Origin of the sequence: Pseudonocardia halophobica, assembly GCF_027922425.1 — a bacterium.
In the GTDB taxonomy this organism is placed as follows: domain Bacteria; phylum Actinomycetota; class Actinomycetes; order Mycobacteriales; family Pseudonocardiaceae; genus Pseudonocardia; species Pseudonocardia halophobica.
Window position 1 is genome coordinate 355,995 of the sequence record NZ_BSFQ01000001.1, and the last position, 26,275, is coordinate 382,269.

27 protein-coding genes are annotated in these 26,275 nt (G+C 73.8%); 14 read left to right on the plus strand and 13 right to left on the minus strand.

All coding sequences use genetic code 11. The features are described from left to right. Positions 1 to 5 precede the first annotated feature (5 nt). Entirely contained in the window at positions 6 to 479 is a 474-nt protein-coding gene (locus PKE99_RS01715; protein ID WP_037041953.1) for a heat shock protein transcriptional repressor HspR, read from the plus strand. A 38-nt stretch (positions 480 to 517) separates the two neighbouring features. Here the strand turns inward: PKE99_RS01715 and PKE99_RS01720 are convergent, their stop codons facing one another. Next, on the minus strand, positions 518 to 994 hold the full coding sequence (locus PKE99_RS01720) for a hypothetical protein (protein ID WP_037041952.1): 477 nt from the start codon (positions 992 to 994) through the stop codon (positions 518 to 520). Positions 995 to 1,182: 188 nt separating this feature from the next. Between PKE99_RS01720 and clpB the strand changes: the two genes are divergently transcribed. The 7 genes from clpB (at position 1,183) to pyrE (ending at position 7,599) form a co-directional block, all read left to right on the plus strand. Further along, positions 1,183 to 3,795, plus strand: coding sequence for an ATP-dependent chaperone ClpB (clpB, locus tag PKE99_RS01725; protein ID WP_037041951.1), 2,613 nt, complete (start codon positions 1,183 to 1,185; stop codon positions 3,793 to 3,795). Positions 3,796 to 3,870: 75 nt separating this feature from the next. Continuing rightward, positions 3,871 to 4,212 carry a YbaB/EbfC family nucleoid-associated protein gene (locus tag PKE99_RS01730; RefSeq protein ID WP_051736944.1) on the plus strand — a complete coding sequence of 114 codons (342 nt, stop codon included), beginning with the start codon at positions 3,871 to 3,873 and terminating at the stop codon, positions 4,210 to 4,212. Then, complete coding sequence (locus tag PKE99_RS01735) at positions 4,209 to 4,529, plus strand: hypothetical protein (RefSeq protein WP_037041950.1); 321 nt, start codon at positions 4,209 to 4,211, stop codon at positions 4,527 to 4,529. The genes PKE99_RS01730 and PKE99_RS01735 overlap by 4 nt, the downstream gene beginning before the upstream one ends. Next, positions 4,526 to 5,419 (plus strand): hypothetical protein, encoded by an 894-nt coding sequence (locus PKE99_RS01740; RefSeq protein WP_051736943.1) that lies wholly within the window; start codon positions 4,526 to 4,528, stop codon positions 5,417 to 5,419. The genes PKE99_RS01735 and PKE99_RS01740 overlap by 4 nt, the downstream gene beginning before the upstream one ends. A 111-nt stretch (positions 5,420 to 5,530) precedes the next feature. Beyond that, a complete protein-coding gene (locus PKE99_RS01745; protein ID WP_051736942.1) occupies positions 5,531 to 6,208 on the plus strand; it encodes a TtfA family protein in 678 nt (225 codons plus the stop codon). Between the two features lie 32 nt (positions 6,209 to 6,240). Continuing rightward, complete coding sequence (locus PKE99_RS01750) at positions 6,241 to 7,011, plus strand: SDR family NAD(P)-dependent oxidoreductase (RefSeq protein WP_037041949.1); 771 nt, start codon at positions 6,241 to 6,243, stop codon at positions 7,009 to 7,011. Positions 7,012 to 7,014: 3 nt separating this feature from the next. Continuing rightward, complete coding sequence (pyrE, locus tag PKE99_RS01755; RefSeq protein ID WP_037041948.1) at positions 7,015 to 7,599, plus strand: orotate phosphoribosyltransferase; 585 nt, start codon at positions 7,015 to 7,017, stop codon at positions 7,597 to 7,599. Between the two features lie 93 nt (positions 7,600 to 7,692). Here pyrE and PKE99_RS01760 read toward each other — a convergent pair whose 3' ends face one another. From PKE99_RS01760 to PKE99_RS01770, 3 genes are all read right to left on the minus strand, one after another. Continuing rightward, a complete protein-coding gene (locus PKE99_RS01760; RefSeq protein ID WP_051736941.1) occupies positions 7,693 to 8,697 on the minus strand; it encodes a hypothetical protein in 1,005 nt (334 codons plus the stop codon). Then, on the minus strand, positions 8,697 to 10,028 hold the full coding sequence (locus PKE99_RS01765) for a DUF4142 domain-containing protein (RefSeq protein ID WP_051736940.1): 1,332 nt from the start codon (positions 10,026 to 10,028) through the stop codon (positions 8,697 to 8,699). Before PKE99_RS01765 ends, PKE99_RS01760 begins: the two co-directional genes overlap by 1 nt. Before the next feature lie 157 nt (positions 10,029 to 10,185). After that, on the minus strand, positions 10,186 to 11,523 hold the full coding sequence (locus PKE99_RS01770) for a ferredoxin reductase family protein (protein WP_037041947.1): 1,338 nt from the start codon (positions 11,521 to 11,523) through the stop codon (positions 10,186 to 10,188). A gap of 422 nt (positions 11,524 to 11,945) precedes the next feature. On the opposite strand from PKE99_RS01770, the gene PKE99_RS01775 reads away from it, so the two are divergent. From PKE99_RS01775 to PKE99_RS01785, 3 genes are all read left to right on the plus strand, one after another. Next, complete coding sequence (locus PKE99_RS01775) at positions 11,946 to 12,641, plus strand: hypothetical protein (RefSeq protein WP_156067270.1); 696 nt, start codon at positions 11,946 to 11,948, stop codon at positions 12,639 to 12,641. Beyond that, positions 12,638 to 15,070: an AAA family ATPase gene (locus PKE99_RS01780; RefSeq protein WP_081923850.1), complete on the plus strand. Its 2,433-nt coding sequence runs from the start codon at positions 12,638 to 12,640 to the stop codon at positions 15,068 to 15,070. Before PKE99_RS01775 ends, PKE99_RS01780 begins: the two co-directional genes overlap by 4 nt. A gap of 151 nt (positions 15,071 to 15,221) precedes the next feature. Continuing rightward, positions 15,222 to 15,611, plus strand: coding sequence for a Rossmann-fold NAD(P)-binding domain-containing protein (locus PKE99_RS01785; protein WP_051736939.1), 390 nt, complete (start codon positions 15,222 to 15,224; stop codon positions 15,609 to 15,611). Between the two features lie 112 nt (positions 15,612 to 15,723). On the opposite strand, the gene PKE99_RS01790 is transcribed toward PKE99_RS01785, so the two are convergent. From PKE99_RS01790 to PKE99_RS01800, 3 genes are read right to left on the minus strand one after another with little or no spacing between them, the layout of a single operon-like run. Further along, positions 15,724 to 16,749 carry an NAD(P)-dependent alcohol dehydrogenase gene (locus tag PKE99_RS01790; protein WP_037041944.1) on the minus strand — a complete coding sequence of 342 codons (1,026 nt, stop codon included), beginning with the start codon at positions 16,747 to 16,749 and terminating at the stop codon, positions 15,724 to 15,726. Further along, on the minus strand, positions 16,746 to 17,429 hold the full coding sequence (locus tag PKE99_RS01795) for an iron-sulfur cluster assembly protein (protein WP_037041942.1): 684 nt from the start codon (positions 17,427 to 17,429) through the stop codon (positions 16,746 to 16,748). The genes PKE99_RS01790 and PKE99_RS01795 overlap by 4 nt, the downstream gene beginning before the upstream one ends. Next, positions 17,429 to 18,442: an amidohydrolase family protein gene (locus tag PKE99_RS01800; RefSeq protein ID WP_037041939.1), complete on the minus strand. Its 1,014-nt coding sequence runs from the start codon at positions 18,440 to 18,442 to the stop codon at positions 17,429 to 17,431. The genes PKE99_RS01795 and PKE99_RS01800 overlap by 1 nt, the downstream gene beginning before the upstream one ends. A gap of 182 nt (positions 18,443 to 18,624) precedes the next feature. Here PKE99_RS01800 and PKE99_RS01805 point away from each other — a divergent pair, with 182 nt between their 5' ends. Both PKE99_RS01805 and PKE99_RS01810 read left to right on the plus strand, forming a co-directional pair. Beyond that, entirely contained in the window at positions 18,625 to 20,049 is a 1,425-nt protein-coding gene (locus PKE99_RS01805) for an AAA-type ATPase lid domain-containing protein (protein ID WP_231498079.1), read from the plus strand. An 85-nt stretch (positions 20,050 to 20,134) separates the two neighbouring features. Further along, positions 20,135 to 20,788 (plus strand): TrmH family RNA methyltransferase, encoded by a 654-nt coding sequence (locus PKE99_RS01810; RefSeq protein WP_231498078.1) that lies wholly within the window; start codon positions 20,135 to 20,137, stop codon positions 20,786 to 20,788. Positions 20,789 to 20,996: 208 nt separating this feature from the next. On the opposite strand, the gene PKE99_RS01815 is transcribed toward PKE99_RS01810, so the two are convergent. Together PKE99_RS01815 and PKE99_RS01820 are read right to left on the minus strand one after the other, a co-directional pair. Further along, positions 20,997 to 21,695: an SDR family oxidoreductase gene (locus PKE99_RS01815; RefSeq protein WP_037041934.1), complete on the minus strand. Its 699-nt coding sequence runs from the start codon at positions 21,693 to 21,695 to the stop codon at positions 20,997 to 20,999. 2 nt (positions 21,696 to 21,697) lie between these two features. Next, complete coding sequence (locus PKE99_RS01820; RefSeq protein ID WP_037041932.1) at positions 21,698 to 22,906, minus strand: thiolase family protein; 1,209 nt, start codon at positions 22,904 to 22,906, stop codon at positions 21,698 to 21,700. 182 nt (positions 22,907 to 23,088) lie between these two features. Between PKE99_RS01820 and PKE99_RS01825 the strand changes: the two genes are divergently transcribed. Next, positions 23,089 to 23,433, plus strand: a complete 345-nt coding sequence (locus tag PKE99_RS01825; RefSeq protein ID WP_037041930.1) for a DUF1330 domain-containing protein — start codon at positions 23,089 to 23,091, stop codon at positions 23,431 to 23,433. 46 nt (positions 23,434 to 23,479) lie between these two features. Here the strand turns inward: PKE99_RS01825 and PKE99_RS01830 are convergent, their stop codons facing one another. The 4 genes from PKE99_RS01830 to PKE99_RS01845 form a co-directional block, all read right to left on the minus strand. Next, a complete protein-coding gene (locus tag PKE99_RS01830) occupies positions 23,480 to 23,923 on the minus strand; it encodes a hypothetical protein (RefSeq protein ID WP_037041929.1) in 444 nt (147 codons plus the stop codon). A 64-nt stretch (positions 23,924 to 23,987) separates the two neighbouring features. Then, a complete protein-coding gene (locus PKE99_RS01835; RefSeq protein WP_037041927.1) occupies positions 23,988 to 24,626 on the minus strand; it encodes a DJ-1/PfpI family protein in 639 nt (212 codons plus the stop codon). 84 nt (positions 24,627 to 24,710) lie between these two features. Continuing rightward, a complete protein-coding gene (locus PKE99_RS01840) occupies positions 24,711 to 25,715 on the minus strand; it encodes a GlxA family transcriptional regulator (RefSeq protein WP_037041926.1) in 1,005 nt (334 codons plus the stop codon). Positions 25,716 to 25,811: 96 nt separating this feature from the next. Further along, positions 25,812 to 26,273 (minus strand): DUF4262 domain-containing protein, encoded by a 462-nt coding sequence (locus tag PKE99_RS01845; protein ID WP_051736938.1) that lies wholly within the window; start codon positions 26,271 to 26,273, stop codon positions 25,812 to 25,814. Positions 26,274 to 26,275: the final 2 nt, after the last annotated feature.

A 26,275-nucleotide genomic window follows, 5' to 3' on the forward strand; every position in this document is an offset into this window, starting at 1 on the left:
GGGACATGTCGGACCGTGACGGCCGTGGCCCCGAGGGCGCCCTCCCGCCCGGCGCGGGCCAGGACACCCCGGTCTTCGTGATCTCCATCGCCGCCGAGCTGTCGGGGCTGCACGCGCAGACCCTGCGCAGCTACGACCGGCTGGGGCTGGTGAGCCCCGGCCGGTCCCCCGGCGGCGGCCGGCGGTACTCGGCCCGTGACATCGCGCTGCTCCGCGAGGTCCAGCGGCTCTCCCAGGAGGAGGGCGTGAACCTCGCCGGGGTGAAGCGGATCATCGAGCTGGAGCAGCTGGTCGACCAGCTGCGCTCCCGGGTCGAGGAGCTGACCGAGGAGCTGGCGGCCGCGCACGCGGCGGCCCAGCAGGCGGCCGCGATGGTGCACCAGAGCTACCGCCGCGACCTGGTCCCGACCGAACGGGGCTCGCAGGTCGTGGTGTGGAAACCGCGGGCCCCGCGCCGCCGTTCCGACCCGCAGGACTGAGACGGATGTGCCGGACCCCGTACCGCGCGGTGCGGGGTTCAGCCGTTCTCGGCGGAGCCCTCGCGGGTCGCGTCGATCTCCCGCTCCACGTCCGCGTACGGGCGCCGGGCCAGGGTCGCGCCGGGCAGTCTCGCGTCGAGCAGGCCGGGGTCCGGCTCGTCGACGTCGGCGATTACGGCCGTGCCGCCCGCCGGGACCGTCCGGGCGAGGTGGCCGATCGCCAGCTCCTCCGGGCTCTGCTCGGCGGCGCCGTAGAGGGACACCAGCTGGTTGCCGAACAGCAGGGTGTCGATCGGCCCGAGCAGCAGGGTGACCAGCGCGCCGAGGCGCGGGTGCCGTTCGGTGAAGGACACCGCGTCGCCGGTCTCGTGGTCGAGGGAGAGCGCGCCGTCGGCGTCCCGGTGCACGATCGCCGCGGCCCGCAGCTCCAGCGAGCCCGCGCCGTCGAGCGCGCCGAGCACGTCGAGCACCTGCCGGGGCTCGGCACCGGTCACCACCACGACGTTCTCTGCCATGCGGTGCACGCTAGCGCGCCGATCACGCTCTCGCCGCGACGCCGGCAGGTCGCCCGGCGGGCACCGCGGGGGTGCGATGCGTAGACTTTCTCCGCGTTGAGCGGAACAGACTCAACTTTCCTGCCGTTGAGGATTACGAGAGGGCACACCACGTGCCCGGAGACCGCACGACCCGAGGAGACACGGGGATGGATTCCTTCAACCCCACCACCAAGACCCAGCAGGCGATCTCGGCCGCCGCGCAGGCCGCCGCGCTGGCCGGCAACCCGGACGTCGGTCCCACCCACCTGCTCGGCGCCTTGCTGGCCCAGGGGGACGGGATCGCCGCTCCGCTGCTCGCCGCCGTCGGCGCCGACGCCGCGGCCGTGCGCACCGAGCTGACCCAGCTCGGCAACCGGCTGCCGTCGGCCTCCGGCTCCACGGTGGCCGCACCCCAGCTGAACCGGGACGCGCTGGCCGCGATCAAGTCCGCCCAGCAGCTCGCCACGGAGATGGGGGACGAGTACGTCTCGACCGAGCACCTCCTCGTCGGCCTGGCCGACAAGGCCGGCCCGGTGAGCCAGCTGCTGCGCCGGCACGGTGCCACCCCGGAGGCGCTGCGCGAGGCGTTCGGCAAGGTCCGCGGGTCGTCCCGCGTGACCAGCCCCGACCCCGAGGGCACCTACCAGGCGCTGGAGAAGTACGGCCAGGACCTGACCGCGCGCGCCCGCGAGGGCAAGCTCGACCCCGTCATCGGGCGGGACACCGAGATCCGGCGCGTGGTGCAGGTGCTGTCCCGGCGCACCAAGAACAACCCGGTGCTGATCGGCGAGCCCGGCGTCGGCAAGACCGCGATCGTGGAGGGCCTGGCCCAGCGGATCGTGGCGGGCGACGTCCCGGAGTCGCTGCGCGGCAAGCGCGTCGTGGCCCTGGACCTGGGCTCGATGGTCGCCGGCGCGAAGTACCGCGGTGAGTTCGAGGAGCGGCTCAAGGCCGTCCTGAAGGAGATCACGGACTCGGCCGGCGAGATCATCACCTTCATCGACGAGCTGCACACCATCGTCGGCGCGGGCGCGACCGGCGAGGGCGCGATGGACGCCGGCAACATGATCAAGCCGATGCTCGCCCGCGGCGAGCTGCGGATGGTCGGCGCCACCACGCTCGACGAGTACCGCCAGCACATCGAGAAGGACCCGGCCCTCGAGCGCCGCTTCCAGCAGGTGCTGGTCGGCGAGCCGAGCGTCGAGGACACCGTCGGCATCCTGCGCGGGCTCAAGGAGCGCTACGAGGTGCACCACGGCGTGCGGATCATCGACGCCGCCCTGGTCGCCGCGGCCACGCTCTCGGACCGCTACATCACCGCCCGGTTCCTCCCGGACAAGGCCATCGACCTGGTCGACGAGGCCGCGTCCCGGCTGCGGATGGAGATCGACTCCCGGCCCGTCGAGATCGACACCGTCGAGCGCTCCGTGCGCCGGCTGGAGATCGAGGAGATGGCGCTGGCCAAGGAGTCCGACGAGGCGTCGAAGGAGCGGCTGTCGGCCCTGCGCGCCGAGCTCGCCGAGCAGCGCGAGGAACTGTCGGCACTGACCGCACGCTGGCAGAACGAGAAGACGGCCATCGAGTCCACCCGTGAGCTCAAGGAGCAGCTCGAGCAGCTGAAGGGCGAGTCGGAGCGCGCCGAGCGCGACGGCGACCTCGGGCGCGCCGCCGAGCTGCGCTACGGCCGCATCCCGCAGCTGGAGAAGGAGCTCGCCGAGAAGACCGCCGTCGTGGAGCGCCACGAGGAGGTCATGCTCAAGGAGGAGGTCGGCCCGGACGACGTCGCGGACGTCGTGAGCGCCTGGACCGGCATCCCCGCCGGCCGGATGCTGGAGGGCGAGACCGCCAAGCTCCTGCGCATGGAGGACGAGCTCGGCAAGCGGGTCGTCGGCCAGACCGAGGCCGTGCGCGCGGTGTCCGACGCCGTCCGCCGGGCCCGGGCGGGCATCGCGGACGAGAACCGGCCCACCGGCTCGTTCCTGTTCCTCGGCCCCACCGGCGTCGGCAAGACCGAGCTGGCCAAGGCGCTCGCCGAGTTCCTGTTCGACGATGAGCGGGCCATGGTCCGCATCGACATGAGCGAGTACTCGGAGAAGCACTCCGTGGCCCGGCTCGTCGGGGCGCCCCCCGGCTACGTCGGCTACGACCAGGGCGGCCAGCTCACCGAGGCCGTGCGGCGCCGGCCGTACACGGTGGTGCTGCTCGACGAGGTGGAGAAGGCCCACCCGGACGTCTTCGACACGCTCCTGCAGGTGCTCGACGACGGGCGGCTCACGGACGGCCAGGGCCGGACCGTCGACTTCCGGAACACGATCCTGGTGCTGACCTCCAACCTGGGCAGCCAGGCGATCGCGAACCCGGCGCTCGACGACCAGGGCCGCAGGGACGCCGTCATGTCGGTGGTGCGCGGGCACTTCAAGCCCGAGTTCCTCAACCGGCTCGACGACGTGGTGGTCTTCCACGCGCTGTCGACCGAGGAGCTGACCCACATCGTCGACATCCAGCTCGACGTGCTGCGGCAGCGGCTGGCGCGGCGCCGGCTCACCCTCGAGGTGTCCGACGGCGCCCGCGAGTGGCTGGCGATGAACGGGTTCGACCCGGTCTTCGGTGCCCGCCCGCTGCGCCGGCTGGTGCAGTCCGCGATCGGCGACCAGCTCGCGAAGGAGCTGCTCTCCGGCGCGGTGCGCGAGGGCGACACCGTGCGCGTCGACCTCGACCCCACGGCCGAGGGCGGTACCGGCGGCCTGATCGTCGGGCGGGGCGTGCCGGCGGCCGTCTGAGCCGGCCGTTGACGATCGTGAAGTGATCGTCCGAAGCGCCATGGGCGCGGACCGTGATCCCTACGGTCCGCGCCCATGAGTGTTCCCAGCAGCAGCGTTCCCCGCGTCGGTGTTCTCGGCGACGGGCAGACCTGGCTCGCCGACTACCGGCGCCGGATCGAGGAGCTGCGGGGCCGCGCCGAGCTGGCGCAGGCCGAGATCGCGGCGTTGACCGCCACCGCCGCCAGCCCCGACGGCGCCGTCCGGGCGACCGTGGACAGCACCGGCGCGTTGACCGGGCTGGCCTTCGGGCCGGCCGCCGACGGGCTGGACCGCGGAGCCCTGGCCGACCTCGTCGTCGCGACGACGGCGAGCGCCGCCGCCGAGGTGTCCCGCCGGGCGACCGCGGCGCTGGGCCCGCTGCTGGAGCACCGGTGAGCGTGTCCGACGGGTTCGCGGTGGACCCCGCGGTGCTGGAGGCCCACGCCGCCACGCTCGAGGCAGCCGAGCGGCGGCTCGCCGGCGGGATGCCCGGCCCGGGCGTCCTGTCGCCCGACGCGTTCGGGCTGGTCGGGCGGCTGTTCGCGGGGGCGGCGAGCGAGGCGGCCGAGGCCGGGGTGGCCGTGCTGGAGGCCGCGCGGCGGGGCCTGGTCGCCGCCGCGGCGTCGGCGCGGGAGGCGGCCGCGACCTACCGGGAGGCCGACCTGGCCGCGGCCCTCGCGCTGGAGCGGGCGACCGGGCCGGCCTCGCCGTGACCGCGCCCTTCACGCCCACGCCGGCCGCGGCGCCCGGGACGTTCGACGGCGCTGGTCTGGCGTCGAGCGTGGCCGACCTCGCCGACGCGGCCGCGGTCGACCGGCCCGACCCGGCCGCGCTGGCGTGGACGGCGGCGGGGGCCGGGCTCGACGCGCTCGGGTTCGTCGCGGACCCCTTCGGCGAGCTCGCCACGGCCGGGATCGGCTGGCTGATCGAGCACGTCGGGTTCCTCCGCGAGCCCCTCGACCGGCTCGCCGGGAACCCGGCCGAGGTCGTCGCGCGGGCCACGGACTGGCACCGCGGGGCTCGGGCTGCGGCTGCCGAGGCGGCAGAGCGCGTCCGCCCGGATCTCGGGGGCTGGACCGGTTCGGCGGCCGACGCCGCGCGCGCCGCGGCCGCCCGGGACGCGGAGGCGCTGACCGGCCTCGCCGCCGGCTGCGCGGCCGTGGCCGACCGGCTGCTGGAGGTCGGGGCGACGATCGGGGCCGAGCGGGCGCTGATCCGCGACACGGTCGCCGGGTTCCTCTGGGACCTCGCCCGCTGGGCGGTGGCCTCGATCGCGAGCGCCGGCACCCTCACCCCGCTCGCCGTCGCCTCCGCGGTCGGCGAGGCCGCGATCCTCGCCGCGCGGATCGCCGACGGGATCCGCACGCTGCTCTCCTGGCTCGACGAGGCGCGGGCGGCCCTCGGTGCCCTCCTCGCCACCTTCTCGCAGGTCACGGGCCGGTTCGCCGTGCCCGGCGCGGCCCGGATCCTCGAACCCCTCGGCGGCTCCGGCGACGCGCTGCTCGGCCTCGGCCGGGACGCCGTCGTCGAGACGGGGAAGGAGGGCGCGAAGGCCGACGGCGTGCGCGCGGGCTGGGCCGAGCCCGCGCGGCCGCTCGCGTGAGGACGGTCCGATGTGCCGTTCGGCGCCCGTCCGGCCCGTTCGGCCGTCTTCCCCGGACGGGTGATCGTGGCGTTCCCGCACGTTCCGGGCCTGCGGCGCTAGGGTCGCCGCGTGGGTGTTCCGTCGTGGGTCTGGTTCGTGATCGCCGTGGTCGCGCTGTTCGCCGGCGCCGCGCTGCTCCTCGCCGACCGCCGGCGCGGCGGGGCCGGGGAGCCCGGGGTGCGTGACCGCAGGCGATGGGCCGCGCTGCACGACTGGGAGTACCTCGACAGCGACCCGGTGCTGCCCAGCCGCTGGCGCTACGGGACCGTGCAGAACGGCGGGCCGGGCATCGCCCGCAACCTGGCCAGCGGCACCGTCCCCACGCCGGAGGGCGGCCGGCACGGCTTCATCTTCGACCACGAACAGCAGGGCACGGTCAACGCCGTGGTCGTGGCCGTGCAGCTGCGCGAGGGCCTGCCGGCGGCCGTCGAGCTGCGGCTGCCGTCGGCCCCGCTGCCCGAGACGGACGGCGCCGGGCTGGACCTGCTCGAGCCGGTGGGCGAGCGGTACTCCTTCGTCTCCGACGCCGAGGCCATCCGCCCGCTGCTCACCGCGCGGGTGGCCGACGCCGCCGACGCGGTGGGGGACGACATCGAGCTGCTCTGGGCCGAGGACACCTGGGTGCTCGCCGCGGCGCCGGTCGACGTCACCCCGGAGCGCGGCCAGGACCTGCTCGCCGACCTCGCCGAGGTCGCGACCGCCCTCGAGCACGCGCTCGACGGCACACGCCACACCACGGGCAGCTGAGCCCGGCCCCCGGGCCGACTAGTGTCGCCCGCGTGCCCTCCGTCCTGATCACCGGCGCCACCTCCGGCATCGGTGCCGCGTTCGCCGACCGGCTCGCCGCCGAGGGGCGCGACCTCGTGCTCGTGGCCCGCACCGTCGAGCGCCTCGAGGAGGCGGCCGCACGGTACCGCGAGGCGGGTGTCTCGGTGGAGGTCCTGCCCGCCGACCTGACCGCGCCGGACGAGCGCGCCCGCGTGGTCCGCCGGCTCGCCGACCCCGACCGCTCCCCGGTGGACCTGCTGGTGAACAACGCCGGCATGGGCCAGCGGGGCAGCTTCCTCGCCACGTCCGCCGAGGACCTGCAGGCGCAGCACGACCTCAACGTCACCGCGGTGCTGCACCTGACCCGGGCGGTCGTGCCGGGAATGGTCGACCGCGGCCGCGGCTCGATAGTCAACGTGTCGAGCGTGGCGGGGTTCCTGCCGGGCAGCGGCTCGACCTACACCGCCGACAAGGCGTGGGTCACCGCCTTCACCGAGGGCGTCGCCGCGTCGCTGGCCGGCACCGGGGTGCGGGCGCTGGCCCTCTGCCCCGGGTTCGTCCGCACGGAGTTCCACGAGCGCGCCGGCATCGACGTCGGCGCGCGCACCGGGCCGCTGTGGCTCGACGCCGCCCGGGTGGTCGACGACTGCCTCGCCGACCTCGCCGACGGGCGCGTCGTGTCCGTCCCGAGCCTGCAGTACAAGGCGATCTCGTCGGTGGTGGGCGTGCTGCCGCGCCGCGTGGTCCGCCGGCTGGTCGCCACCTTCGACCGGGAGCGCTGAAGCATGAGCACCGCCACCGACCCCACCGACGACACCGACCGGCTGCGGCTGGCCGAGCTCGTGCGCGAGCACGGGGTCGTGCACGGGAAGGTCACGCTGTCCTCCGGCCGCGAGGCCGACTACTACGTCGACCTGCGCCGGGTCACGCTGCACCACGAGGCCGCTCCGCTGGTCGGCCGGCTGCTGCGCACGCTGACCGCGGACTGGGGGTACTCCGCCGTCGGCGGGTTGACCCTGGGCGCGGACCCGGTCGCCGACGCCGTGCTGCACGCCGCCGCGGCCGAGCGGGCCGCCGACCCGGGGGTCCCGCCCGTCGACGCGTTCGTGGTCCGCAAGTCGACCAAGGAGCACGGGCTGCAGCGGCTGATCGAGGGCCCGGACATCACGGGCCGGCCGGTGCTCGTCGTCGAGGACACCTCCACGACGGGCGGGTCGGTGCTGCAGGCCGTCCGCGCCGTGCGCGAGGCCGGGGCCACCGTCGTCGGCGTGGCGACCGTGGTCGACCGCGCCACCGGGGCCCGGGAAGCGATCGAGGCCGAGGGCGCGCAGTACCGCGCGCTCCTCGGCCTCGCCGACCTGGGGCTGTAGAAGAGGTCCCGACCCCCGCCCGGCCCGCCCCATTCCCGGCCGTCGTACCGGGTCTTCGGGCAGGACGGGGGCCGGCTCCGGCCCCCGCCGGGGTCAGACGACCCGGATGCGGACCGAGTCGAAGGCCGGGGTCTGGTCGGCCCGCTCCATCATCGGGATGCGGTGCGAGCCGTCACCGGCCCACGAGCTGCACTGGGCGGTGCCCTTCGGCAGCCCCGTGACGTCGATGGTCACCGTGCTCTCGCCGGCGCCGCCCTTGTTGTCCTGGGTGGCCACGAAGAAGGCCGGCTTGTCGCCCGCGGCGGGGGCCTCGTCGAGCGAGATCATCCGGCAGGCCGTGTGGAAGTGGCCGCGCTGGATGCCGTTCTCGTCGAGCAGCGAGCTCTCCAGGTAGTAGCCGCCGGCCGCGGCACCGAGGAACCGGTCGCGCTTGAGGTTGCTCGTGGTCACGTCGATGCTGAAGGGCTGGTTCGCCTGTACCTGCTGCGGGAACTTCGTGATCAGCAGGGACGGGTTCTGGGCGGCGTCACCGACCTCGCCGAACTCGGTGGAGACGCAGCGGTCGCCCTTCTGGAACCCGTCGTGCGGGGGCAGGTTGCTCTTCGAGCAGTCGCGGGCGAGGACGTCGAGACCGTTGATCTTCTCGCCGCCGCCCTGGTCGGCGGCCTGCGCGTCCTCCCCGGCGGCCTGCTCGTCGCCCTGGGCCTCCTCCGCGGCGGCCTGGCCCCCGTTCTGCTGGCCGTTGCGCGCGTTCGCGTCCGCCTGGTCGGCGCGGTTCTGCCCGCCGCGGGCCTGCTGCTGCGCGTCGGCGGCGGCGTCGTCGGTGCCGGCGGCGTCCTCCGCGGCACCGGCGGCGTCCCCGGTCCCGGCTGCGTCCTGGTCCTCCTGGTCGGCGACCGGCGCGGCGGACCGGGAGGCCTGCCCGCTGCCGCCGGTCGGGATCCGGTCGGCGGCGGCGGCGTACCCGCAGGCCGTCGGGACGACGAGCATGGCGGCGGCCGCGGTGGTCAGCAGGACGCGCCGAAGGCGGGCGGACCGGGCGGTGCGCCCGACGCGGGGGGTCTCGGGGGTGTCTGGGGTGTCGGTCCGGGTTGCCATCAGCGGGTCATTCCTCGGGTAGCGGATCGGGGGGAGCGGGCGGCCGGGTCGGACTCGTCGAGCCGGTGGCCGCCGGTGTCGGTGGGGCGCGGCACGCGGTGGCCGCCGGTCTGGCCGGCCCGGTCGGAACCGAGCAGGTCGTCGAAGCGGAACCCGCCCGAGTCGGCGCCGCGGCGCCGCCGGTGCGAGCCCGTGTCGGACACGGAGGGGAAGCCGCCGGAGTCGCTGACGGCCGTCGCGGTGCGGGCGGTGGGGAAGCCGCCGGTGTCGGCCGCGTTCCGGACGCGGTGGCCGCCGGTGTCCGAGGCCGACCGGGTCAGCCGGTGGCCGCCGGTGTCGGCGCGGCGGAAGCCGCCCGAGTCGTCGACGCGGAAGCCGCCGGAGTCGTCGACCCGCAGGCCGCCGCTGTGCGAACCGCCCTGCGACCCGCGCCGCCGGGCACGGTGGCCGCCGGTCGAGGTCGCGCCCGAGGGCTGGGCGGCGCCGCCCACCGGCAGCGGGGCGCGCTTGCCGCGTCGGCCCGACGACTCCTCCCGCGGAGCCGGAATGGTGAGCACCGGTGCGGAGTGCAGGGCCGCGAGCTGGCTGCCGGTGGCCGGGGCCGCGGCGGTCGGGGCCTTCTTCTTGCCACGGCGCAGGGTGACCAGCAGGCCGATCGCGGCACCGGCGCAGGCCAGGAACACGATCGCGGGGACGATCATGTCGGCGGGCCTGGTGGCGCCGCTGAGCAGGCCCGGCGAGGGCGACTCGGGCAGGGCCGAGTAGTCGACGAGGCCGGTGGCCTCGAGCATCGCGATGTGCCCGGTCACGTACTGGAACGAGGTGTCGGCGAACTGCCGGACTAGCTCGTTGCGGGTCCCGACCCGGACCTGGGCGATGACCGGCAGCACGTTGCCGTGCGCCTCGCGCACGATCTGCACGGCGGTCTTGTCGTAGTCCGTGCCGGTCGTGTTCGTGATCTGGTTCATCCAGCCGATCTGCTGGTCCGTCGGCCGGCTCGGCAGCTGCACGCCCAGCTTGTCCGCGACCTCGCGGTCGATCTGGTCGAGCACGGCGTGCTGCTCGGCGAGGTGCTGACCGGTCTCGCGCACCTGCTGGTTGGTGGCCTGCTGGGCCATCTGCTGACCGGTCGGCGCCTCCCACAGGCCGGCCTGCCGGACCTTGATCAGCAGGTCGCGGTCGGCGGGTCCGAGCGGACCCCACTGGGTCTGCTGCCAGCCGCCGGTGCCGGGCGCGCCGGACGTCCAGGACTGCAGGACGGACACCGTGACGGCGCCGAGGACGGCGACGAGCAGGGCCCAGCGCACGGAACGCGGGATGCGGTGCAACATCGATGGACCTTTCGGGGAGCGGCCCGTGGGGAGCGGGTGCGTGCCGGCCGCGAGGGGGAGCGTGGCCGGGTGGAGCGGAGCGACCGTCGGCACGGTGCGGGGTCGTCGGGATCGGTTCCCCCGCCGGGCGGCACCGGCCGGCGGAGGGGGTCGGGGATCAGGCCATGTCGAACTGCTCGGTGTGGATGTGGTCGTCGGCCACGCCCATGACGGTCAGTGCGCCGTGCACGTCGGAGACCATCGAGGGCGGACCGCAGAGGAAGTAGTCGTTGCGCGCGCCCACGTCGAGGGTGCGCAGGACGCTGGTCAGCAGCGCGACGTCGATCTCGCCCGTCGCGCCCGTCCAGGCCGCGGACGGCCGGCGGAGGACCTCGGTGACCTCCAGGTCGAGGTAGCTGCGCAGCATCGCGAGCTCGTCGCGGAACAGCAGGTCGCCGGTGTCGCGGGCGACGTAGATCAGCCGGTGCGGCCGCTGGTCGCCGCGGTCCGCCGCGGTGCGCAGCATGCTCATCATCGGGGTGATGCCCACGCCGCCGGCGATCAGGACCAGGCCGGCGGCCGGGACGTCGTCGCAGGTGAAGGAGCCGTACGGGCCGTCGACCCACACCGACTCGCCGGGGCGCAGGTCGCGCACGCCGGTCGCGAAGTCGCCCGTGCCGCGGATGGTGAACTCGGTGTACCGCGGGTCGTGCGCGCTGCTGGCGATGGTGAAGGGGTGCTCCTCCACCGCCGAGCGCTGCAGCCGCACCCAGGCGAACTGGCCGGGCGAGAAACGCAGGCCCTCGCCGCCGTCGCGCGGGGACAGCACCAGCGTGGTCACGGTCGGGTTCTCGGCCCGCACCGCCTGCACGACGAACTCGCCGCCGTGCTCGAGCACCGACCGGCCCCACCAGCGCATCGTGAACACGACCACGACGAGCATGCCGAGCGCGGTGAGGATCGGGCCCATCACGGCGTCGTTCACCAGGTGCTGCAGCCACAGGACGTGCAGTGCGGAGCCGCCCAGCACGAACACGGCCAGCATCACGTGCAGCCAGCGCCAGACCTCGTAGCGCAGGTTGAACCTGCGCCGGTAGAGCGCCAGCACGACCAGCAGCGCGATCGACACCGTGGCGGCGACGGCCGCGCGGGCCCGGTTCGGCGCGGTGGACACCATCAGCAGCGAGACCTGGGTGGGGTTGGCCGCGACGACGGCCGCCAGGTGCACCGCGATGAGGACCGCGGAGAGGATGCCGAGCTGGCGGTGCAGCCCGACGACGGTCTCGATGCCGAAGGCCCGGGTCAGCCCGCGCAGCCGGGACGGCAGCGCGGCGGTGCAGACGAGCGCGGACAGGGCCACGAGCCCGGTGACGGACGACAGCTGCCGCCACATGCCCATGGGCTCGGAGGTCAGCAGGTGCACCAGCGCGGGGCCGGCCAGCACCGCGAGCAGTGCCGTCACCCATGCCGTGCGGGCGCCCGCCGCCGGGGCCGCCGAGACCGTCGTCCTGTCCACGGCGAAGGACGGTAGGCAAGGCCCGCCCGAGGGGTACGGAAGCTTAAGGGCCCGCCGGGCGACGGCGCCCGGGGCGGGCCCGGCGGTCGGCGACGGGCGCGAAAATGATCCGAACGCCCGGGCAATTGCTCCGAACGCCGAGCAACCCCCTCAGATTCGGGCCGCGAGTGCGCCGGACGGTCGCCCACCGCCACCGCTCGCAGACCGACCGTGTCCGCACGGCGCAGGGCGCGCGGCGGGGCCCGGGAGGTCACCCCCTCACCGGCCGTTGACCCCTCCGCCCCTAGCGTGGCCCACGACGGCCGCAGAGGTCACACTTCGGGCAGTGGGAAACGCCTTCGCAACCTGAACGGTGCAGTGTCGGGGACGTTTCGTGCCGCATACTCGAAGGTCACGGAAGAGTCACGGTGGGGGAGGGCTCCATGGCAGGACGAGCGGGGCGCCGGGCACGGCGTGGGCCCGCGCTGCTCGCGCCGATGCTGCTGGCGACGGGGATGGTGGTTGCGCTCCTCGCCGGCTGCGGGGCGCCGTCCTGGACCTACGTCACCAACTCCGCCGACCGTACCTACTTGAAGGTGCCCACGTCGTGGAAGCAGGTCCCGCCGAACGAGGTGGAGAGCCAGCTCGGCGTCGAGCCCGCGAAGGACTCCAGCGAGGGCGTGTGGATCCAGGCGTACGACTCCGACGCGCAGCCGTCGCTCAACCACATCATCGGTGAGTCCGCCGAGTCGCCGGCCATCCTGGTGACCGTCCAGCCCATTCCGGTGAAGTCGCGCGGGCAGATCTCGCTCGACACGATCAGGGACTTCATCTACCCGGTGTCCGACACCGCGCGCCAGACGATGCAGCTGGGCGGCCAGCAGAGCGGGCTGACCGGCTTCACCCTGCTCGGGGACCAGGTGCTGACCCCGGGCGAGGGGATCCGCGGCGTGCACACGGTGTTCTCGTACCGGGTCAACGGCGGTGCCCCGCAGATCTTCGACCAGACCGGCTACCTCAACGACGACGCCAGCAAGCTCTACCTCGCGCTGGCCCGCTGCTCGGCGGACTGCTTCGAGAAGCGGCAGTCCGAGATCGACGGCGTCGTCTCCTCGTTCACGGTTCGGGAGGGCCCATGACCATCACCGACGACCCGGCCGACCCCGGGAAGCCGGGGCAGCCGGAGGGTCCGCCGCCCGAGCAGCAGGCGCACCACGAGCCGCCGCCGGAGAAGTTCGAGCCCCGGCGCAGGAAGGCGTCCCTGTGGGACCGCGGCAAGCTGCTGCTGCTGTTCGTCGTCGCGTTCCTGGTGATCGTGTGGTCGCAGGTCGCCGACAACCCGCTGATCACCTTCACGGACGCGTTCCGCATCGAGACCGTCGAGTCGCAGTGGCTGCTGTGGCTCGCCGGGCTGGAGCTGCTGCGGCAGATCCACTACTTCGTGTCGGAGCGGTGGTCGGCCTACCACGTCTTCTGGACGCGGAAGGTCTTCGGCGGCACCGACCGGGCGCTGAAGAAGCGGTTCTCGGACTGGACCCGGTTCCGGCTCGCCCGCGTGATCAAGATCGTGCTGCTGCTGGTGCTGGTCGCCCTGGTCGCCGGCGCGGCCCTGGGCACCTCGCCCTTCCTGGCCATCTTCCAGGCCCCGGCGCTGATCTGGCAGGCGCTGCCGTTCATCCTCCAGCTGGCCTTCGCGTTCTTCTTCATCGCGTTCCAGTTCATCGGCCTGTTCTGGCTGCTCTCGCGCGGCGGAGTGGACACCTACTACCCGGACGACATCAAGACCCGGTTCGCCGACGTCTGGGGTCAGGACCACGTGGTCCAGCGGATCCGCGAGAACATCATGTTCCTGGAGAAGCCGGACGAGATCGAGGCCAAGGGCGGCTACGTCCCCGGCGGCCTCCTGCTCTGGGGCCCGCCCGGCACCGGCAAGACGCTGATGGCCGAGGCCGTCGCGGGCGAGACCGGGAAGCCCTACGTCTTCGTCGACCCAGGCGCCTTCATCAACATGTTCATGGGCGTCGGCATCCTCAAGGTGAAGTCGCTGTTCCGGAAGCTGCGCAAGCTCTCGCTGCGCTACGGCGGCGTCATCGTCTTCTTCGACGAGGCCGACGCGCTGGGCAACCGCGGCTCGCTGGCGGTCACCGGGCCCGGCGGCGGCCCCCGCGGCTTCGGCCCGGCGCCCTTCCACGGGACCGGGTGCCACGGCTTCTCCTACCTGTCCCGGGACACGCAGTCGATGCTGTTCCGCGAGTCCATGGCGTCGGCGCCGCCGGTCGAGGAGCCGCGCAGCCGCTTCGTGATGGGCGGCGCGATGAACGGCGGCGGCGGGGGCGGGATGGGCACGCTGCAGGCGCTGCTCACCGAGCTCTCCGGCCTGAAGAAGCCGCGCGGCCTGCTCAACCGGTGGGGCCGGCGGGCGCTGGGCATGCGGCCGAAGCCGCCGCCCAAGTACCGGATCCTCGTCATGATGGCCACGAACATGCCGGAGTCGCTCGACGAGGCGCTGCTGCGGCCGGGCCGCATCGACCGGATCTACCGCGTCGGCTACCCCTCGAAGGCCGGCCGGATCCGCACCTACCAGGGCTACCTGGACAAGGTGCCGCACGAGATCACGGACGAGCACCTCGACAAGCTCGCGACGATCACCCCGTACGCCACCGGCGCGACGATCAAGGACCTGGTCAACGAGGCCCTGATCACCGCGATCCGGGACGGGCGCGAGGTCATCACCTACCGCGACCTGATGAAGGCCAAGCAGCTCAAGGAGCTCGGCCCGCCCGAGGACGTGGAGTACATCGAGCGCGAGCGGCACGCCGTCGCCGTGCACGAGGGCTGCCACGCCGTCGTCGCCTTCCGGGTGCGCGAGCACATGGAGATCGACCTGGCGACGATCGAGAAGGGCTCGGACTACCTGGGCATGGTCGCGAGCATCCCGCCCGAGGACCAGTTCACCCGGTGGCGCTCCGAGTACGAGGCGGACATCCTCGTCTCCCTCGCCTCGCTGGCGGGCGAGCGGATGTTCTTCGACGGCGACAGCTCGTCCGGCGTGTCCGGCGACCTCGAGTCGGCGACCACGGTGGCCTCGTTCATGGAGGGCTTCTGGGGCATGGGGTCGACGGTGTCGTCGTATTCGTCGGCCCGGCGGCTCGAGGTCGGCGCCCCCGGCGGCGGCAAGGGCGCGCCGGGCAAGGACGGCAGTGCCGAGGAGGTGCTCCGCCGGGCGCTCGCCGACCGGATCGAGGACCACCTCGACGGGCTGCTGGACAAGGCCGCGGAGATCCTCCGGGAGAACCGCTCGTCGGTGCTGGCCATCGCGCACGCGCTGGAGACGCACAAGACGCTGACCGGCGAGGACGTCGAGGCGGTGCTCACCGGGCGGGAGGGCCCGACGATCGACGGCCGCATCTACGCCGACCCGGACTTCCTGGCCCAGCTGGAGGAGTACCACGCCGCGGCGGCCGGGGCGCACCGCGCCCACGCGCCCGTCCGGCTGGCGCTGCCCGCGATCCGGGAGCGGGAGGAGGGCAGCTCGGCCGCGGCCACGCCGCCGGCGGCGACCCCCTGACCGAGCACGCGTCGAACGCCGGCCCGCGGACCATCCGCGGGCCGGCGTTCTTCTCGCGGCAACTCCGTACGGTGTACTCCGGGACGGTCGAGGAGGTGCTCCGGATCGCCCGCGAGGGAGCTGGGCGCCGCAGATCGTCGCGACGGACGCCGTGCGCGAGCCGTACCCGCACGGCCGCAGCACCCCGATCGCGATGGACGACATCGCCCGGGTGGCCGCGGTGGCCCTGACGACGCCCGGGCACGAGGGCCGGTCGTACCCGCTCACCGGACCGGAGGTGCTCACCCGCGTCGACCTGGTCGAGCGGATCGGCGCGGCCCGCGGGAAGCCGGTCGAGTTCGTGCAGGTCACCCGGGACGAGGCCGTCGAGGTGCTGCGGCCGGAGATGGGCGGGACCGCGGAGTGGTACGTGGACACGATCCTGAAGGGCGGCGTCGACTGGCCCGCTGAGGTGCAGCCCACCGTCGAGGAGGTCACGGGCGCGCCCGCGACCACCTTCGCCGAGTGGGCGGTGGACCACGCCGCCGCCTTCCGCCCCTGAGAACGCATGAGGGAACCATAATGCGAATTCGCACCCGTCCTGGGTGCACTATGGAACCATAATGCGACGAATCCGGGTCGGAAATCGCATCATGATTCCATAGTGCAGGGGGTTACGGAACGAGGATCGCCCGGCCGCGGACCCGTCCGGCGTCGAGGTCGTCGATCGCCTGCTGGAAGTCGTCGAGCCTGTAGCGCTGGGTGTGCAGCGTGACCAGGCCGCGCGCGGCGAGCTCCATCAGGTCGCACAGGTCGTTGTAGCTGCCGACCAGGTTGCCCACGATGTTCTTCTCGGCGGAGATCAGATCGATCGTCGGCACGTCGACGTTCTCGCCGTACCCGACCACGTGGTAGTCCCCGGCCTGCTTGGTCATCCGCAGGCCCTCGGACGTGCTGCCGCCCTCGCCCACGAAGTCCACGACGACCTCGGCGCCCTCCCCGCGGGTGAGCTCCAGGACGTGGTCCACGTGCCCGCCGTCCGCGACCACCCCGAGGTCCGCGCCGATGGACTCGGCGAGCTTCACGGCCTCCGGGTTCCGGTCCACCACGACGACCTTCGCCGGCGTCGACGCCTTCAGCACCTGGATCCCGATGTGCCCCAGCCCGCCGGCGCCGATCACCACGCAGGTGTCGCGCGGGCCGAGCCGCCGGGCCGCCTTGGCCGCCGCGTGGTACGCGGTCAGACCCGCGTCGGCGAGCGCGGCGACGTCGGCCGGCTCCAGCGCGTCGTCCAGCTTCACGACGCTGCGGGCGGAGGTTCGCAGGTACTCCGCGTAGCCGCCGTTGGTGTCGATGCCCGGGAACCGGGACCGGTTGCAGTGCACGTCGTCGCCGGAGCGGCAGGCCCGGCAGAGCCCGCAGGTGATCAGCGGGTGCACGATCACCTTGTCGCCCTCGGCCACGTTGGTCACGGCGGAGCCGACCGCCGCCACCCAGCCCGCGTTCTCGTGGCCGATCGTGTACGGCAGCGTGACCTGCGACTTCTCGGCCCACTGCCCCTCGAGGATGTGCAGGTCGGTCCGGCACACGCCCGCACCGCCGATCTTGACGATCACGTCGTACGGCTCGACGACGGTCGGCTGCGGGACCTCGGTCATCTCCAGGTTGCGGTGGTACCCGACCACCTGCACGGCCTTCACGAGACCTTGTCCTCCAAGTCGTAACGGGTGGCCAGCAGGCCACGGCAGAAGTGGGCGTTGCCCTCGATCGAGATCCGGGTGGACCGCGCCAGGCGCAGCTGCAGCGGCAGCTCGACCTCCGGGTACGGACTGCCGCTGTGGTCGACGAACACCGGCAGGTCGTCGCCGGTCCGCAGCCCGATCGCGGCGCGGCGGCGCAGCAGGGCGCGGGTGGCGTCGTCGAGCGGCAGGTCGCCGATCGTGACGCGCCCCAGGTCCTCGACCGCGTGCCCGCCCCGGACCATCCGGGTCAGCACCCGTTCCATCGCGGCGGTGTGGGCCTTGCGCCGGAACGTGGTCCGCAGCTCCTCGAGGTCCTGCTCGGCCTCGTGGGTGAAGGTGCCGCGGTAGCCGGCGTCGGCGGCCAGCCCGGTGTTGATGAGGTCGGAGTCGTGGTGGTCGTCGAGCTCGACGACCACGCGGCGGGTCCACGGCAGCGCCGTGAGCACGTCCTTCGCGTCCGACGCCATCAGGTAGGCGAAGTTCGGGGCGCAGAAGCTGGTGGGCAGCCGCAGGTGCACCACGACGTCGGCGCCGGTCACGTCGAGGGACCGCACGAAGTTCAGGTCGGTGATCGGCTCGTCGAGCTCGGGGTCGACGACGGCGTCGAGCGCCCGCCAGGCGTCCTCCTGCCGGCCCATCACGCCACCGCCACGGCCTGCGGCTCCTCGCGCGGGAGCTGCAGCTCGGCCGGGACCGGGATGTCGTACATCGCGGCGGCGTTGAGCCCGAGGATCTTCTTCTTCTGCGCGGTGGTGAGCGGCGCGTACTCGGTCATGTCCTCGGGAATCTGGAAGTCGACGAACATCTCGACCAGCCAGCGCGGGGTCCAGAGGGCGTAGTCGCTGGAGAACTGGATGCGGTCCTCGTCGAGCCAGTAGAGGAGCTCGCCGATGATCTGCGCGAAGTACTTGGGCCGGGTGTGCATGAACGGGATCGCGACGGCGAGGCCGGCGTGCACGTTCGGCTCCTGGGTGGCGATCCAGCAGAAGTCCTCGAGCCGCGGCAGCCCGCAGTGCTCGACCACGAAGTTCATCTCGGTGAAGTCCGAGGCGACCTTGTCGACGTCGGCAACGTCGAACGCGTCGCGGTCCAGGGGCCGGATGGTCGGACCCTTGTGAATGTGGATGTTCTTGATCCCCAGCTCCTGGGCGGTCTCCAGGTAGCGGTAGGACCACGGGTCGTCGAGCTTCCAGCCGCGGGACTCGCCGTGCCACTCCGCCGTGTAGAGCTTGCAGCCCTTGAGGTTGAACCGCTTCGCATCCTCGCGCAGCTGCTTGAGCCCGGTCTCGCCGAACCGCGGGTCCCAGAAGTGGTTGTAGGTGAGCTTGTCCGGGTTGGCCTCGGTGAGCCTGAACGCCTCCTCGGTCTGCCCGAACCCGTTGTTGTAGAACTCGCCGAGGTACGCCGGCTGGAAGATGGCGTGGTCCACGTACCCGACCTCGAACAGGTCGTGCATCAGCCGGTCGCCGCCCTGGTAGAGGTACTCCTGGTAGGGCCAGACCTCGGACTCCGGGCTCAGGTTGCGGTGGTAGTCGTAGAAGCAGTCGATGAACTGCTTCCCGTGGATGTTCCGCTGGTTCTCCGGTCGGGCGTCCCACAGGGCGACGTGGGCGTCGACGATGAAGTAGTTCTCCCCGTCCTTCGAGTACATCGTTGTCCTCCTGGCTGATCGGCTCTGGTCGTCGCAGGCAGCGTGTTCGGGTCGGCGGCGACGCTAGGCAGCCGGACGGCCCGGTCGGGCCGATCCGAGTCTCAACCTGAGACGCGGCTCGCACCGGGTGCCGGACCGGCTGTGTCAGAGTCGAGGGGCAGGTGGCGCTCGAGGAGGTGCGCGTGGAGGAGATCCGACGAGGCGGCGGCGTCGCGGCCCCGCGGTTGTCCGCGTCGTGGCGGCGCAGCGAGAGCTACGGGGTCCCGCTCGACGCGGTGAACCCGGCGTTCACCGGCGCGGTCGACGACCAGTCGCTGTTCTCCGAGTGCGGCAACGAGGTGCTGCACGGCCTGCGGGACACCCTCGCCGGCGAGCCGGTCAGCCTCATGCTCACCGACGCCGACGGCCTCGTGCTCAGCCGGATGTGCGACGAGAAGGCGCTGGTCGACGCGCTCGACCGGACCTACCTCGCCCCCGGCTTCGCCTTCTCCGAGCGGGAGGCGGGCACCAACGGGCTCGGCCTCGCGCTGGCCGACCGCGCGCCGTCGCTCGTCCGCGGCGACGAGCACTACTGCACCGGCCTCTGGGGCTACACCTGCGCGGCGGTGCCGGTGATGGACCCGGTGTTCGGCCGGCTCGTCGGCAGCGTCAACCTCACCACCTGGTCGGACAAGTCCGACGGGCTCCTCCTCGCCCTCGCGCAGATGGCCGCCGGGCACACCAGCGCGCTCATGCTCGCCCGCGGCCGCGGCGCCGAGCCCCGGCCGACGCCCCGCGGCGAGGTCTTCCGCGTCTACTCCGCGCACCGCGGCGCCGAGGCGCCGCCCGAGCTCGGCCGGGCGTGGCGGGCCGCGCTCGACGAGGTGGTCGCGGCGTTGCGCGCGGGGCAGGTCGTCGCCGTGGTCGGCGAGACCGGCGCCGGCAAGACCGCGCTGCTCGGCACGGCGCTGCGGACGGTGCACCGCGACCACCGGATCCTCAACGCCCGGCCGCCGAACCCGCGCGACGCCGAGGCCTGGCTCGCGCTGTGGACCCCCGAACTCGCGAAGGAGACGACGAGCGTCATCGCCGGCGGGGTCGACGCGCTCCCGCAGTGGGCCGCCACCGAGCTGGCGGGGATCGTGGCGGCCGCGCCACGGGCGTCGCTCGCCGTGACGGCGTCGGAGGCCGCGGCGATCCCGGCCCCGCTCGCCCGGCTCGTCGACGTCGTGGTCGAGGTGCCGCCGCTGCGCCGCCGTCCCGACGACGTCCTCCCCCTCGCCGAGCACCTGGGCGCCCGGGCCCGCGGGCGGGAGGTCCGGTTCACCCCGGCGGCGGTCAAGGCGATGCGGACCTTCTCCTGGCCCGGCAACGTCGAGCAGCTGCGCCGGGTGGTCCGCGAGGCCGTGACCCGCAGTGACGTCGTCGACGCCCGGCACCTCGCCCCCGAGGTCCTCTGCGGCTCCAGCCGCACGTTGACCCGCATCGAGACCCTCGAGCGCGACGAGATCGCCCGCTGCCTCGCCGAACCCGGCGTCACGGTCACCCGGGCCGCCGAGATGCTGGGGATGAGCCGCGCCACGGTCTACCGCAAGATCGCCCAGTACGGCATCCGCACCTCCGACTGACCCGCTCCCCGGCGCCGCGGTGTCGGCTGTGCGGGGTGGCGGAGCCGTGTGCGTGTCGGGTAGGGCAGAGCGGGATCATGGGGTGGTGGAGGAGGACACCCGCGGGGCGACCGAGTGGGCCGTGCCCGGCCAGGTGGGCGTCGGTCCGTGGGAGGGGCCGTGGCCCGACGACCCGCGCTACGACCCCGAGCTCCTCGCGCACGGCGACCGGCGCAACGTCGTCGACGCCTACCGGTACTGGCGGCGGGAGGCCGTGGTCGCCGACCTCGCGGCGCGCGCCCACCCGTTCCACGTCGCGATCGAGAACTTCGGCCACGACCACAACATCGGGACCGTCGTCCGCACGGCCAACGCGTTCGCGGCGGCCGCGGTCCACGTGGTCGGGCGACGGCGCTGGAACCGGCGCGGCGCGATGGTCACCGACCGCTACCAGACGCTGCACCACCACCCGGACGTCGCCGGACTGCTCGCCTTCGCCCGCGAGCACGGGCTCGCCGTGATCGCCGTCGACAACACCGCGGGCTCGGTGCCGCTGGAGACGGCCGAGCTGCCGCGGGAGACCGTGCTGCTCTTCGGCCAGGAAGGCCCGGGCCTGACGGACGAGGCCCGGGCCGGCGCCGACCTCCTGGTCTCGATCGCCCAGTTCGGCTCCACCCGCTCGATCAACGCCGGCGTCGCGGCCGGCATCACGATGCACGCCTGGATCCGCCGGCACGCCGACCTCTCCCGCGCCTGGTAGCGGAGCCGCCCGAGATCGCCGCGAGTGTGACGCTGCGGCGGTGCGAATTGCCCTCCCGTCACGCTCGCGCGGATCTTCGGGGACGTGCACCGCCGAGATCGCCAGGAGTGTGTTGCTGCGGCTGTGCGAACAGCGCTACCGGCGCGCTCGCAAGGATCTTGAGGACGCACCCCGAGATCCTCACCGGCACTTCACCGCGGCCCGGTGGTCAGCGGGACGGGGCGAGGGCGGCGGGTGGGCCGCTGAGCAACTGCTTGGCCCCACGGGTGAGGTCGTCCGCCAGGACCTCCTCCTCACCTGCGGCGACGGCGTCGAGGATCTGCGCGGCGACCTGCGCCGGCGGGATCTTCGGGACGTCGAGGCGGGCGGTCATGTCGGTGTCCATGTAGCCCATGTGCGCCCCGACGACGAGCGTGCCCTGCCCGCGCAGTTCGGCGCGGACCGAGTTGGTCAGCGACCACGCCGCCGCCTTCGACGCCGAGTACGAGCCGGAGGCCGGGAGGGCGAACCAGGACAGCACGGACAGGACGTCGACGACCGCGCCGCCGCCGTTGCGGGCGAGCACCGGCGCGAACGCCCGGACCACGTGCAGCGGGCCGAGGTAGTTCGTCTCCAGCTCGGCCCGCACCGCCTCGAGGTCGGCGGTGAGCAGCGACCCGGCTCCGGCCCGGCCGGCGTTGTTCACGACGAGCGTGACGTCCTCGCATGCCTCGGCGGCCCGTCGGACCGACTCGGGGTCCGTGACGTCGAGTGCCACGGGGACGAGCCGCTCGTCGGTGACAGACTGCGGGTCGCGGACGGCCGCGTAGACGGTCTTGGCGCCGCGCTCGAGCAGCTGCGCGGCGAGCTCCCGGCCGAGCCCGCGGTTCGCGCCGGTCACCAGCGCGACGCTTCCGGAGATGTCCATGGTCAGAGCCTCTCGATGATGGTGGCGTTGGCGGTGCCGCCCGCCTCGCACATGGTCTGCAGGCCGTAGCGCCCGCCGGTCCGCTCGAGCACGCCGAGCAGGGTGGTCGCGAGCCGGGCCCCGCTGGCGCCGAGTGGGTGGCCGATGGCGACGGCGCCGCCGTCGACGTTGACCCTCGCCGGGTCCGCGCCGGTCTCGGCGAGCCAGGCGAGGACGACCGAGGAGAAGGCCTCGTTGACCTCGAAGGCGTCGATGTCCTCGATCGTCAGCCCGGCCCTGGCCAGGACCTTCCTCGTGGCCGGGATGATCCCGGTGAGCATGAACACCGGGTCGTCGCCGGTGACCGTGGTGGTGTGGATCCGGGCGCGCGGCCGCCAGCCGCGCTGCGCGGCGATCTCGCTCGTGGTCACGACGAGGGCGGCGGCGCCGTCGTTGATCGGCGACGAGTTGCCCGCGGTGACCTTCCAGTCGAGGTCGCCGAAGCGGTCGGTCCAGCGGGGGTCGGCGAACGCGGGCCGCAGCCCGGCGAGCGCCTCGAGCGTGGTGCCGGGACGGACCGTCTCGTCGCGCTCGAGCTGCGTGACGCTGCCGTCGGCGTGCGTGACCTTGAGTGGCGCGACCTGCGAGGCGAAGAACCCCTGGTCCCACGCCGCCGCGGCGCACTGGTGGCTGGTCAGTGCGAACTCGTCGAGCTGCGTGCGGGAGAGACCCCACTTGCGGGCGATCAGCTCGGCGCTCACACCCTGCGGGATCAGCCCGCCGGGGTAGATCCGGGCGATCGACGGGCCGTGCACGTCCGCCCGCACGCCGTCGACGTTCGCGGAGCTGCCGATCGGCACGTGCGACATCGACTCGACGCCGGAGGCGACGACCACGTCGTAGACACCGGCGATCACGCCCTGCGCCGCGAACGACAGGGCCTGCTGGCTGCTGCCGCACTGGCGGTCGACGGTGGTGGCCGGCACGGACTCCGGCAGGCCCGCGGCCAGCGCGGCGAACCGGGTGGTGTTGCCGCTCTGCTCGCCGACCTGCCCGACGACCCCGCCGATGACGTCGTCGACCTCGCCCGGGCGCAGCCCCGGCACCCGCTCCACCGCGCTCCGGATGGCGTGCGCGTGCAGCTCGACCGGGTGCACCTCGGCGTAGGCGCCACCCGGCTTGCCCTTGCCGACCGGCGTCCGGACGGCCTCGACGATCACCGCGTCCCGCATCGGATCCTCCTCGATCTGAGTTCCTCGATGCAACCCAGTCTGCGTTGCAAACAGGAACTCAGCAAGGGTGCGCCGCGTCACGCCCGGTCGAGGTGTACGGCCGCCTTACCCCGGACGTCATCGACGGGCGCCCGCCCGGGGGCGACGCTCGACGCCGACACCCCGAACGAGGAGGAACGGACATGACCGCCTACGCGATCGCCCACCTGCGCAGCGTGACCGCGAACGCCGAGATCGTGGAGTACCTGCAGCGGATCGACGCCACGCTCGCGCCCTACGGCGGCACCTTCGTGGTCCACGGCGACCTGCCCGAGGTGCTCGAGGGCGAGTTCCCCGGCAACCTCGTGGTGATCGCCTTCCCCGGGCTCGAGGAGGCCCGGGCCTGGTACCGCTCGCCCGGGTACCAGGCGATCCTGCCGCTGCGGACCCGCAACTCGGACGGCGCCGCGATCATCGTGCAGGGCGTGGGGCCGGAGCACCTCGCCACCGACGTCCTGGCCGGTCTCCCGGTCGAGGCCGCCCGGTGACGAGGTGACCTGCGGGTGGCGCGGCCCGCAGCTAGTGGTCGTGGCCTCAGTGGTGGTGGCCGACGTACTCGGCGGGCCGGCGCAGCATCGCCAGCAGCATGCCCGGGAGCATCAGGACGTGGCCGGCCGTCATCACGCCGTGCCCGTCGAGGACCCCGGCCCAGAACGGCACGAAGAGCACCACGAACGGCAGGTACATCGCCGCCGCCATCTCGCCGATCGCCGCCCGGGAGTGCCGGCGCACCAGCATCCACGCGCTCATCCCGACGGTCATCGAGGTGGCCATGAGCAGCGAGTGCAGCTCGACGGAGCCGCTCACGTCGGGCAGGCCGGCGAGCCGCCACAGCGGGAGCAGCACGACCATGCCGAGGACCATCGCGACGACCATCTCGACGTAGTGCCGGACGAACCGGCGGTCCGTGACGACGGCGCGCAGCTCGGCACGGGTGCGGGGACGGGTGGTGGCGGGAAGGGTGGAACGGACCGACATGTCGTCTCCTTCGACGGTCACAGGGGTCCGGGTCGCGGACCCTCGAGAGGGGGCGGAACACGGATCAGGAGCGGGCGGCGCGGTACTCCGCGATCCGCGCCATGACCTCCTCGCCGACCTGGTCCGGGTGGCCGGCCTTGTACGGCGGCTCCGGGTCGTACTCGACGTAGACCTGGGCGGCCTGCGCGGCGACCTCGTCGACCAGGCGCGCGACCAGCCGGATCGCCATGTCGATCCCGGACGAGACGCCCGCGGCGGTGACGATCCGCTGCTCCGGCAGCTCGACGACGCGCTGTCGCACCGGCTCGGCGCCGAAGCGCGCCAGGATGTCGACCGCGCCCCAGTGCGTGGTCGCGGGCAGGCCCCGGAGCAGCCCGGCCGCGCCGAGTATCAGGGACCCGGTGCAGACCGACGTGGTCGCGCGGGTGCCGGGGTGCACGGCGCGCACCCAGTCGACGAGCGGGCTGCCGTCGAGGTGGTCGCGGCTGCCGACGCCGCCGGGCACGACCACCACCGCCGGCTCGGGTACCTCGGCGAACGTGGCGTCGACCGTGAGGCCGAGCATCCCGTTCTCGGTGCGGACCTCGCCGCGCTCGGCACCGACGAACACCACCTCGAGGTCCGGGACGCGCTGCAGCACCTCGTAGGGGCCGATCGCGTCGAGCGCGGTCAGGCGGGGGAACAGCGGGATGGCGACCTGCATGGCGGGCTCCTTCGGGCAGGGCGGGCAGGGCGGGCAGGACCGGGTGACCGGCCGCCGGCGGCGGCCGGCCGGTAGGTGCCCGGGTCAGCTCCCGGCGATACCGGGCCGGCCGGCGAACCGGCGGCGGTAGTGGTCGGGCGCCACCCCGAGGCGGCGCAGGAAGGCGCGGCGCATGGTCTCGGCCGAGCCGAACCCGGCCCGCGAGGCCACCGCGGTGACGGTGAGCCCGCCCGACTCGAGCAGACCGCGGGCCGCCTCGACCCGCACCCGTTCGACGTACACGCCGGGCGGGGTGCCCACGAGCCGGGTGAACTCGCGGGCGAAGTGCCGCTCGCTCATCCCGACCCGCGCCGCGAGCACCGGGACCCGCAGGTCCGCTGCCGGCTCGGCGTGCACGATGTCCTGCGCCGCGCGCACCGACGGCCGCGGGGCCGGCGGTGCCCAGACCGGGCTGGCGTACTGGCTCTGCCCGCCCGCGCGGCGGACCGGCAGCACCAGCTCGCGCGCCACGCTCTGCGCCACGTCCGGCCCGAGGTCCTCCTCGACCAGCGCCAGCGCGAGGTCCATCCCGGCGGTGACCCCGGCCGAGCTCCAGATCCGGCCGCTGCGCACGTAGATCGGGTCCGGCTGGACGTCGACCTCCGGATGCTCCTCGGACAGCCGCTCGGCCCACCGCCAGTGGGTGGTCGCGGGCTCGCCGCGGAGCAACCCGGCCGCAGCCAGCAGGAACGCCCCGGTGCACACCGACACCAGCCGGCGGGTCTGCGGCGCGACGTGCCGGATCCAGCTCACCAGCTCGGTCTCGTTGCCGCGGCTGCCCGGCGGCCCCTGCCGCCGCGCACCGCCGCCGCCCGGGACGAGCAGGGTGTCGATCGGCCCGGCCGGCAGGCCACTGCGGGCGACCAGGTCCAGCCCGGTCTCCGAACGCACCGGGCCCGGCCGGACGCCGACCAGCTCGACGTCGTACCCCCGGCCGCCCGCCACGTAGGTCGCGATGCGCAGCACCTCGTGCGGCCCCACGACGTCGAGCGGCTGGATGCCGTCGAAGAGGGGGACCACCACGCGGTGGCGGCCGGATCGATGGGTCATGACTCCACGGTCGCGGACCCCCGATTTGGCGTCAACGACGGGGAGCCCTCGGATCCGGCCACGGATTCCGCCGCCGCACCCCGCCGATCCCGCCCCTCACCCGCAGAACCGGCACGGCAGGTCCTCCCCGGCCTCCTCGGCGTAGCCCTCCTCGGGGACCACCAGCAGCGCCTCGACCGGCGGCCCGCCCGGGACCCGGTACAGCCGGTTCGCCCCCAGCAGCCAGTCCGCGGAGTCGGGGAAGGCGAGCAGGCTGACCAGGCCCTCGGGCAGACCCACCGTGTCCCCGGGGCCGAGCCGGCCGCCGAGCCGGACGTACTCCCCCAGCCGGTTGAGCGCCCGCGCCGCCGTGGCCTGGTTGACCGCGAACACGATCAGCTCGGGATGGTCGAAGCCGGACAGCCCCACCGTGTAGACGAAGGGCGGACCGTCGGCATCGCCCAGCACCGCCTGCAGCGCCCAGCCGTGCCGGCGGATGGTCTCGCGCTGCCAGGCCTCGTACTGGTCGATGCGGTGGACGAGCTCGGAGGGGATCTCGGACGGGATCTCGGGGTTCATGC

Coding starts and splice junctions, on each gene's coding strand:
- PKE99_RS01715 (WP_037041953.1), top strand. CDS start 6: ATGTCGGACCGTGACGGCCGTGGCCCCGAGGGCGCCCTCCCGCCCGGC.
- PKE99_RS01720 (WP_037041952.1), bottom strand. CDS start 994: ATGGCAGAGAACGTCGTGGTGGTGACCGGTGCCGAGCCCCGGCAGGTG.
- clpB (WP_037041951.1), top strand. CDS start 1,183: ATGGATTCCTTCAACCCCACCACCAAGACCCAGCAGGCGATCTCGGCC.
- PKE99_RS01730 (WP_051736944.1), top strand. CDS start 3,871: ATGAGTGTTCCCAGCAGCAGCGTTCCCCGCGTCGGTGTTCTCGGCGAC.
- pyrE (WP_037041948.1), top strand. CDS start 7,015: ATGAGCACCGCCACCGACCCCACCGACGACACCGACCGGCTGCGGCTG.
- PKE99_RS01760 (WP_051736941.1), bottom strand. CDS start 8,697: ATGGCAACCCGGACCGACACCCCAGACACCCCCGAGACCCCCCGCGTC.
- PKE99_RS01765 (WP_051736940.1), bottom strand. CDS start 10,028: ATGTTGCACCGCATCCCGCGTTCCGTGCGCTGGGCCCTGCTCGTCGCC.
- PKE99_RS01775 (WP_156067270.1), top strand. CDS start 11,946: ATGGCAGGACGAGCGGGGCGCCGGGCACGGCGTGGGCCCGCGCTGCTC.
- PKE99_RS01780 (WP_081923850.1), top strand. CDS start 12,638: ATGACCATCACCGACGACCCGGCCGACCCCGGGAAGCCGGGGCAGCCG.
- PKE99_RS01795 (WP_037041942.1), bottom strand. CDS start 17,429: ATGGGCCGGCAGGAGGACGCCTGGCGGGCGCTCGACGCCGTCGTCGAC.
- PKE99_RS01800 (WP_037041939.1), bottom strand. CDS start 18,442: ATGTACTCGAAGGACGGGGAGAACTACTTCATCGTCGACGCCCACGTC.
- PKE99_RS01815 (WP_037041934.1), bottom strand. CDS start 21,695: ATGGACATCTCCGGAAGCGTCGCGCTGGTGACCGGCGCGAACCGCGGG.
- PKE99_RS01820 (WP_037041932.1), bottom strand. CDS start 22,906: ATGCGGGACGCGGTGATCGTCGAGGCCGTCCGGACGCCGGTCGGCAAG.
- PKE99_RS01825 (WP_037041930.1), top strand. CDS start 23,089: ATGACCGCCTACGCGATCGCCCACCTGCGCAGCGTGACCGCGAACGCC.
- PKE99_RS01830 (WP_037041929.1), bottom strand. CDS start 23,923: ATGTCGGTCCGTTCCACCCTTCCCGCCACCACCCGTCCCCGCACCCGT.
- PKE99_RS01835 (WP_037041927.1), bottom strand. CDS start 24,626: ATGCAGGTCGCCATCCCGCTGTTCCCCCGCCTGACCGCGCTCGACGCG.
- PKE99_RS01840 (WP_037041926.1), bottom strand. CDS start 25,715: ATGACCCATCGATCCGGCCGCCACCGCGTGGTGGTCCCCCTCTTCGAC.
- PKE99_RS01845 (WP_051736938.1), bottom strand. CDS start 26,273: ATGAACCCCGAGATCCCGTCCGAGATCCCCTCCGAGCTCGTCCACCGC.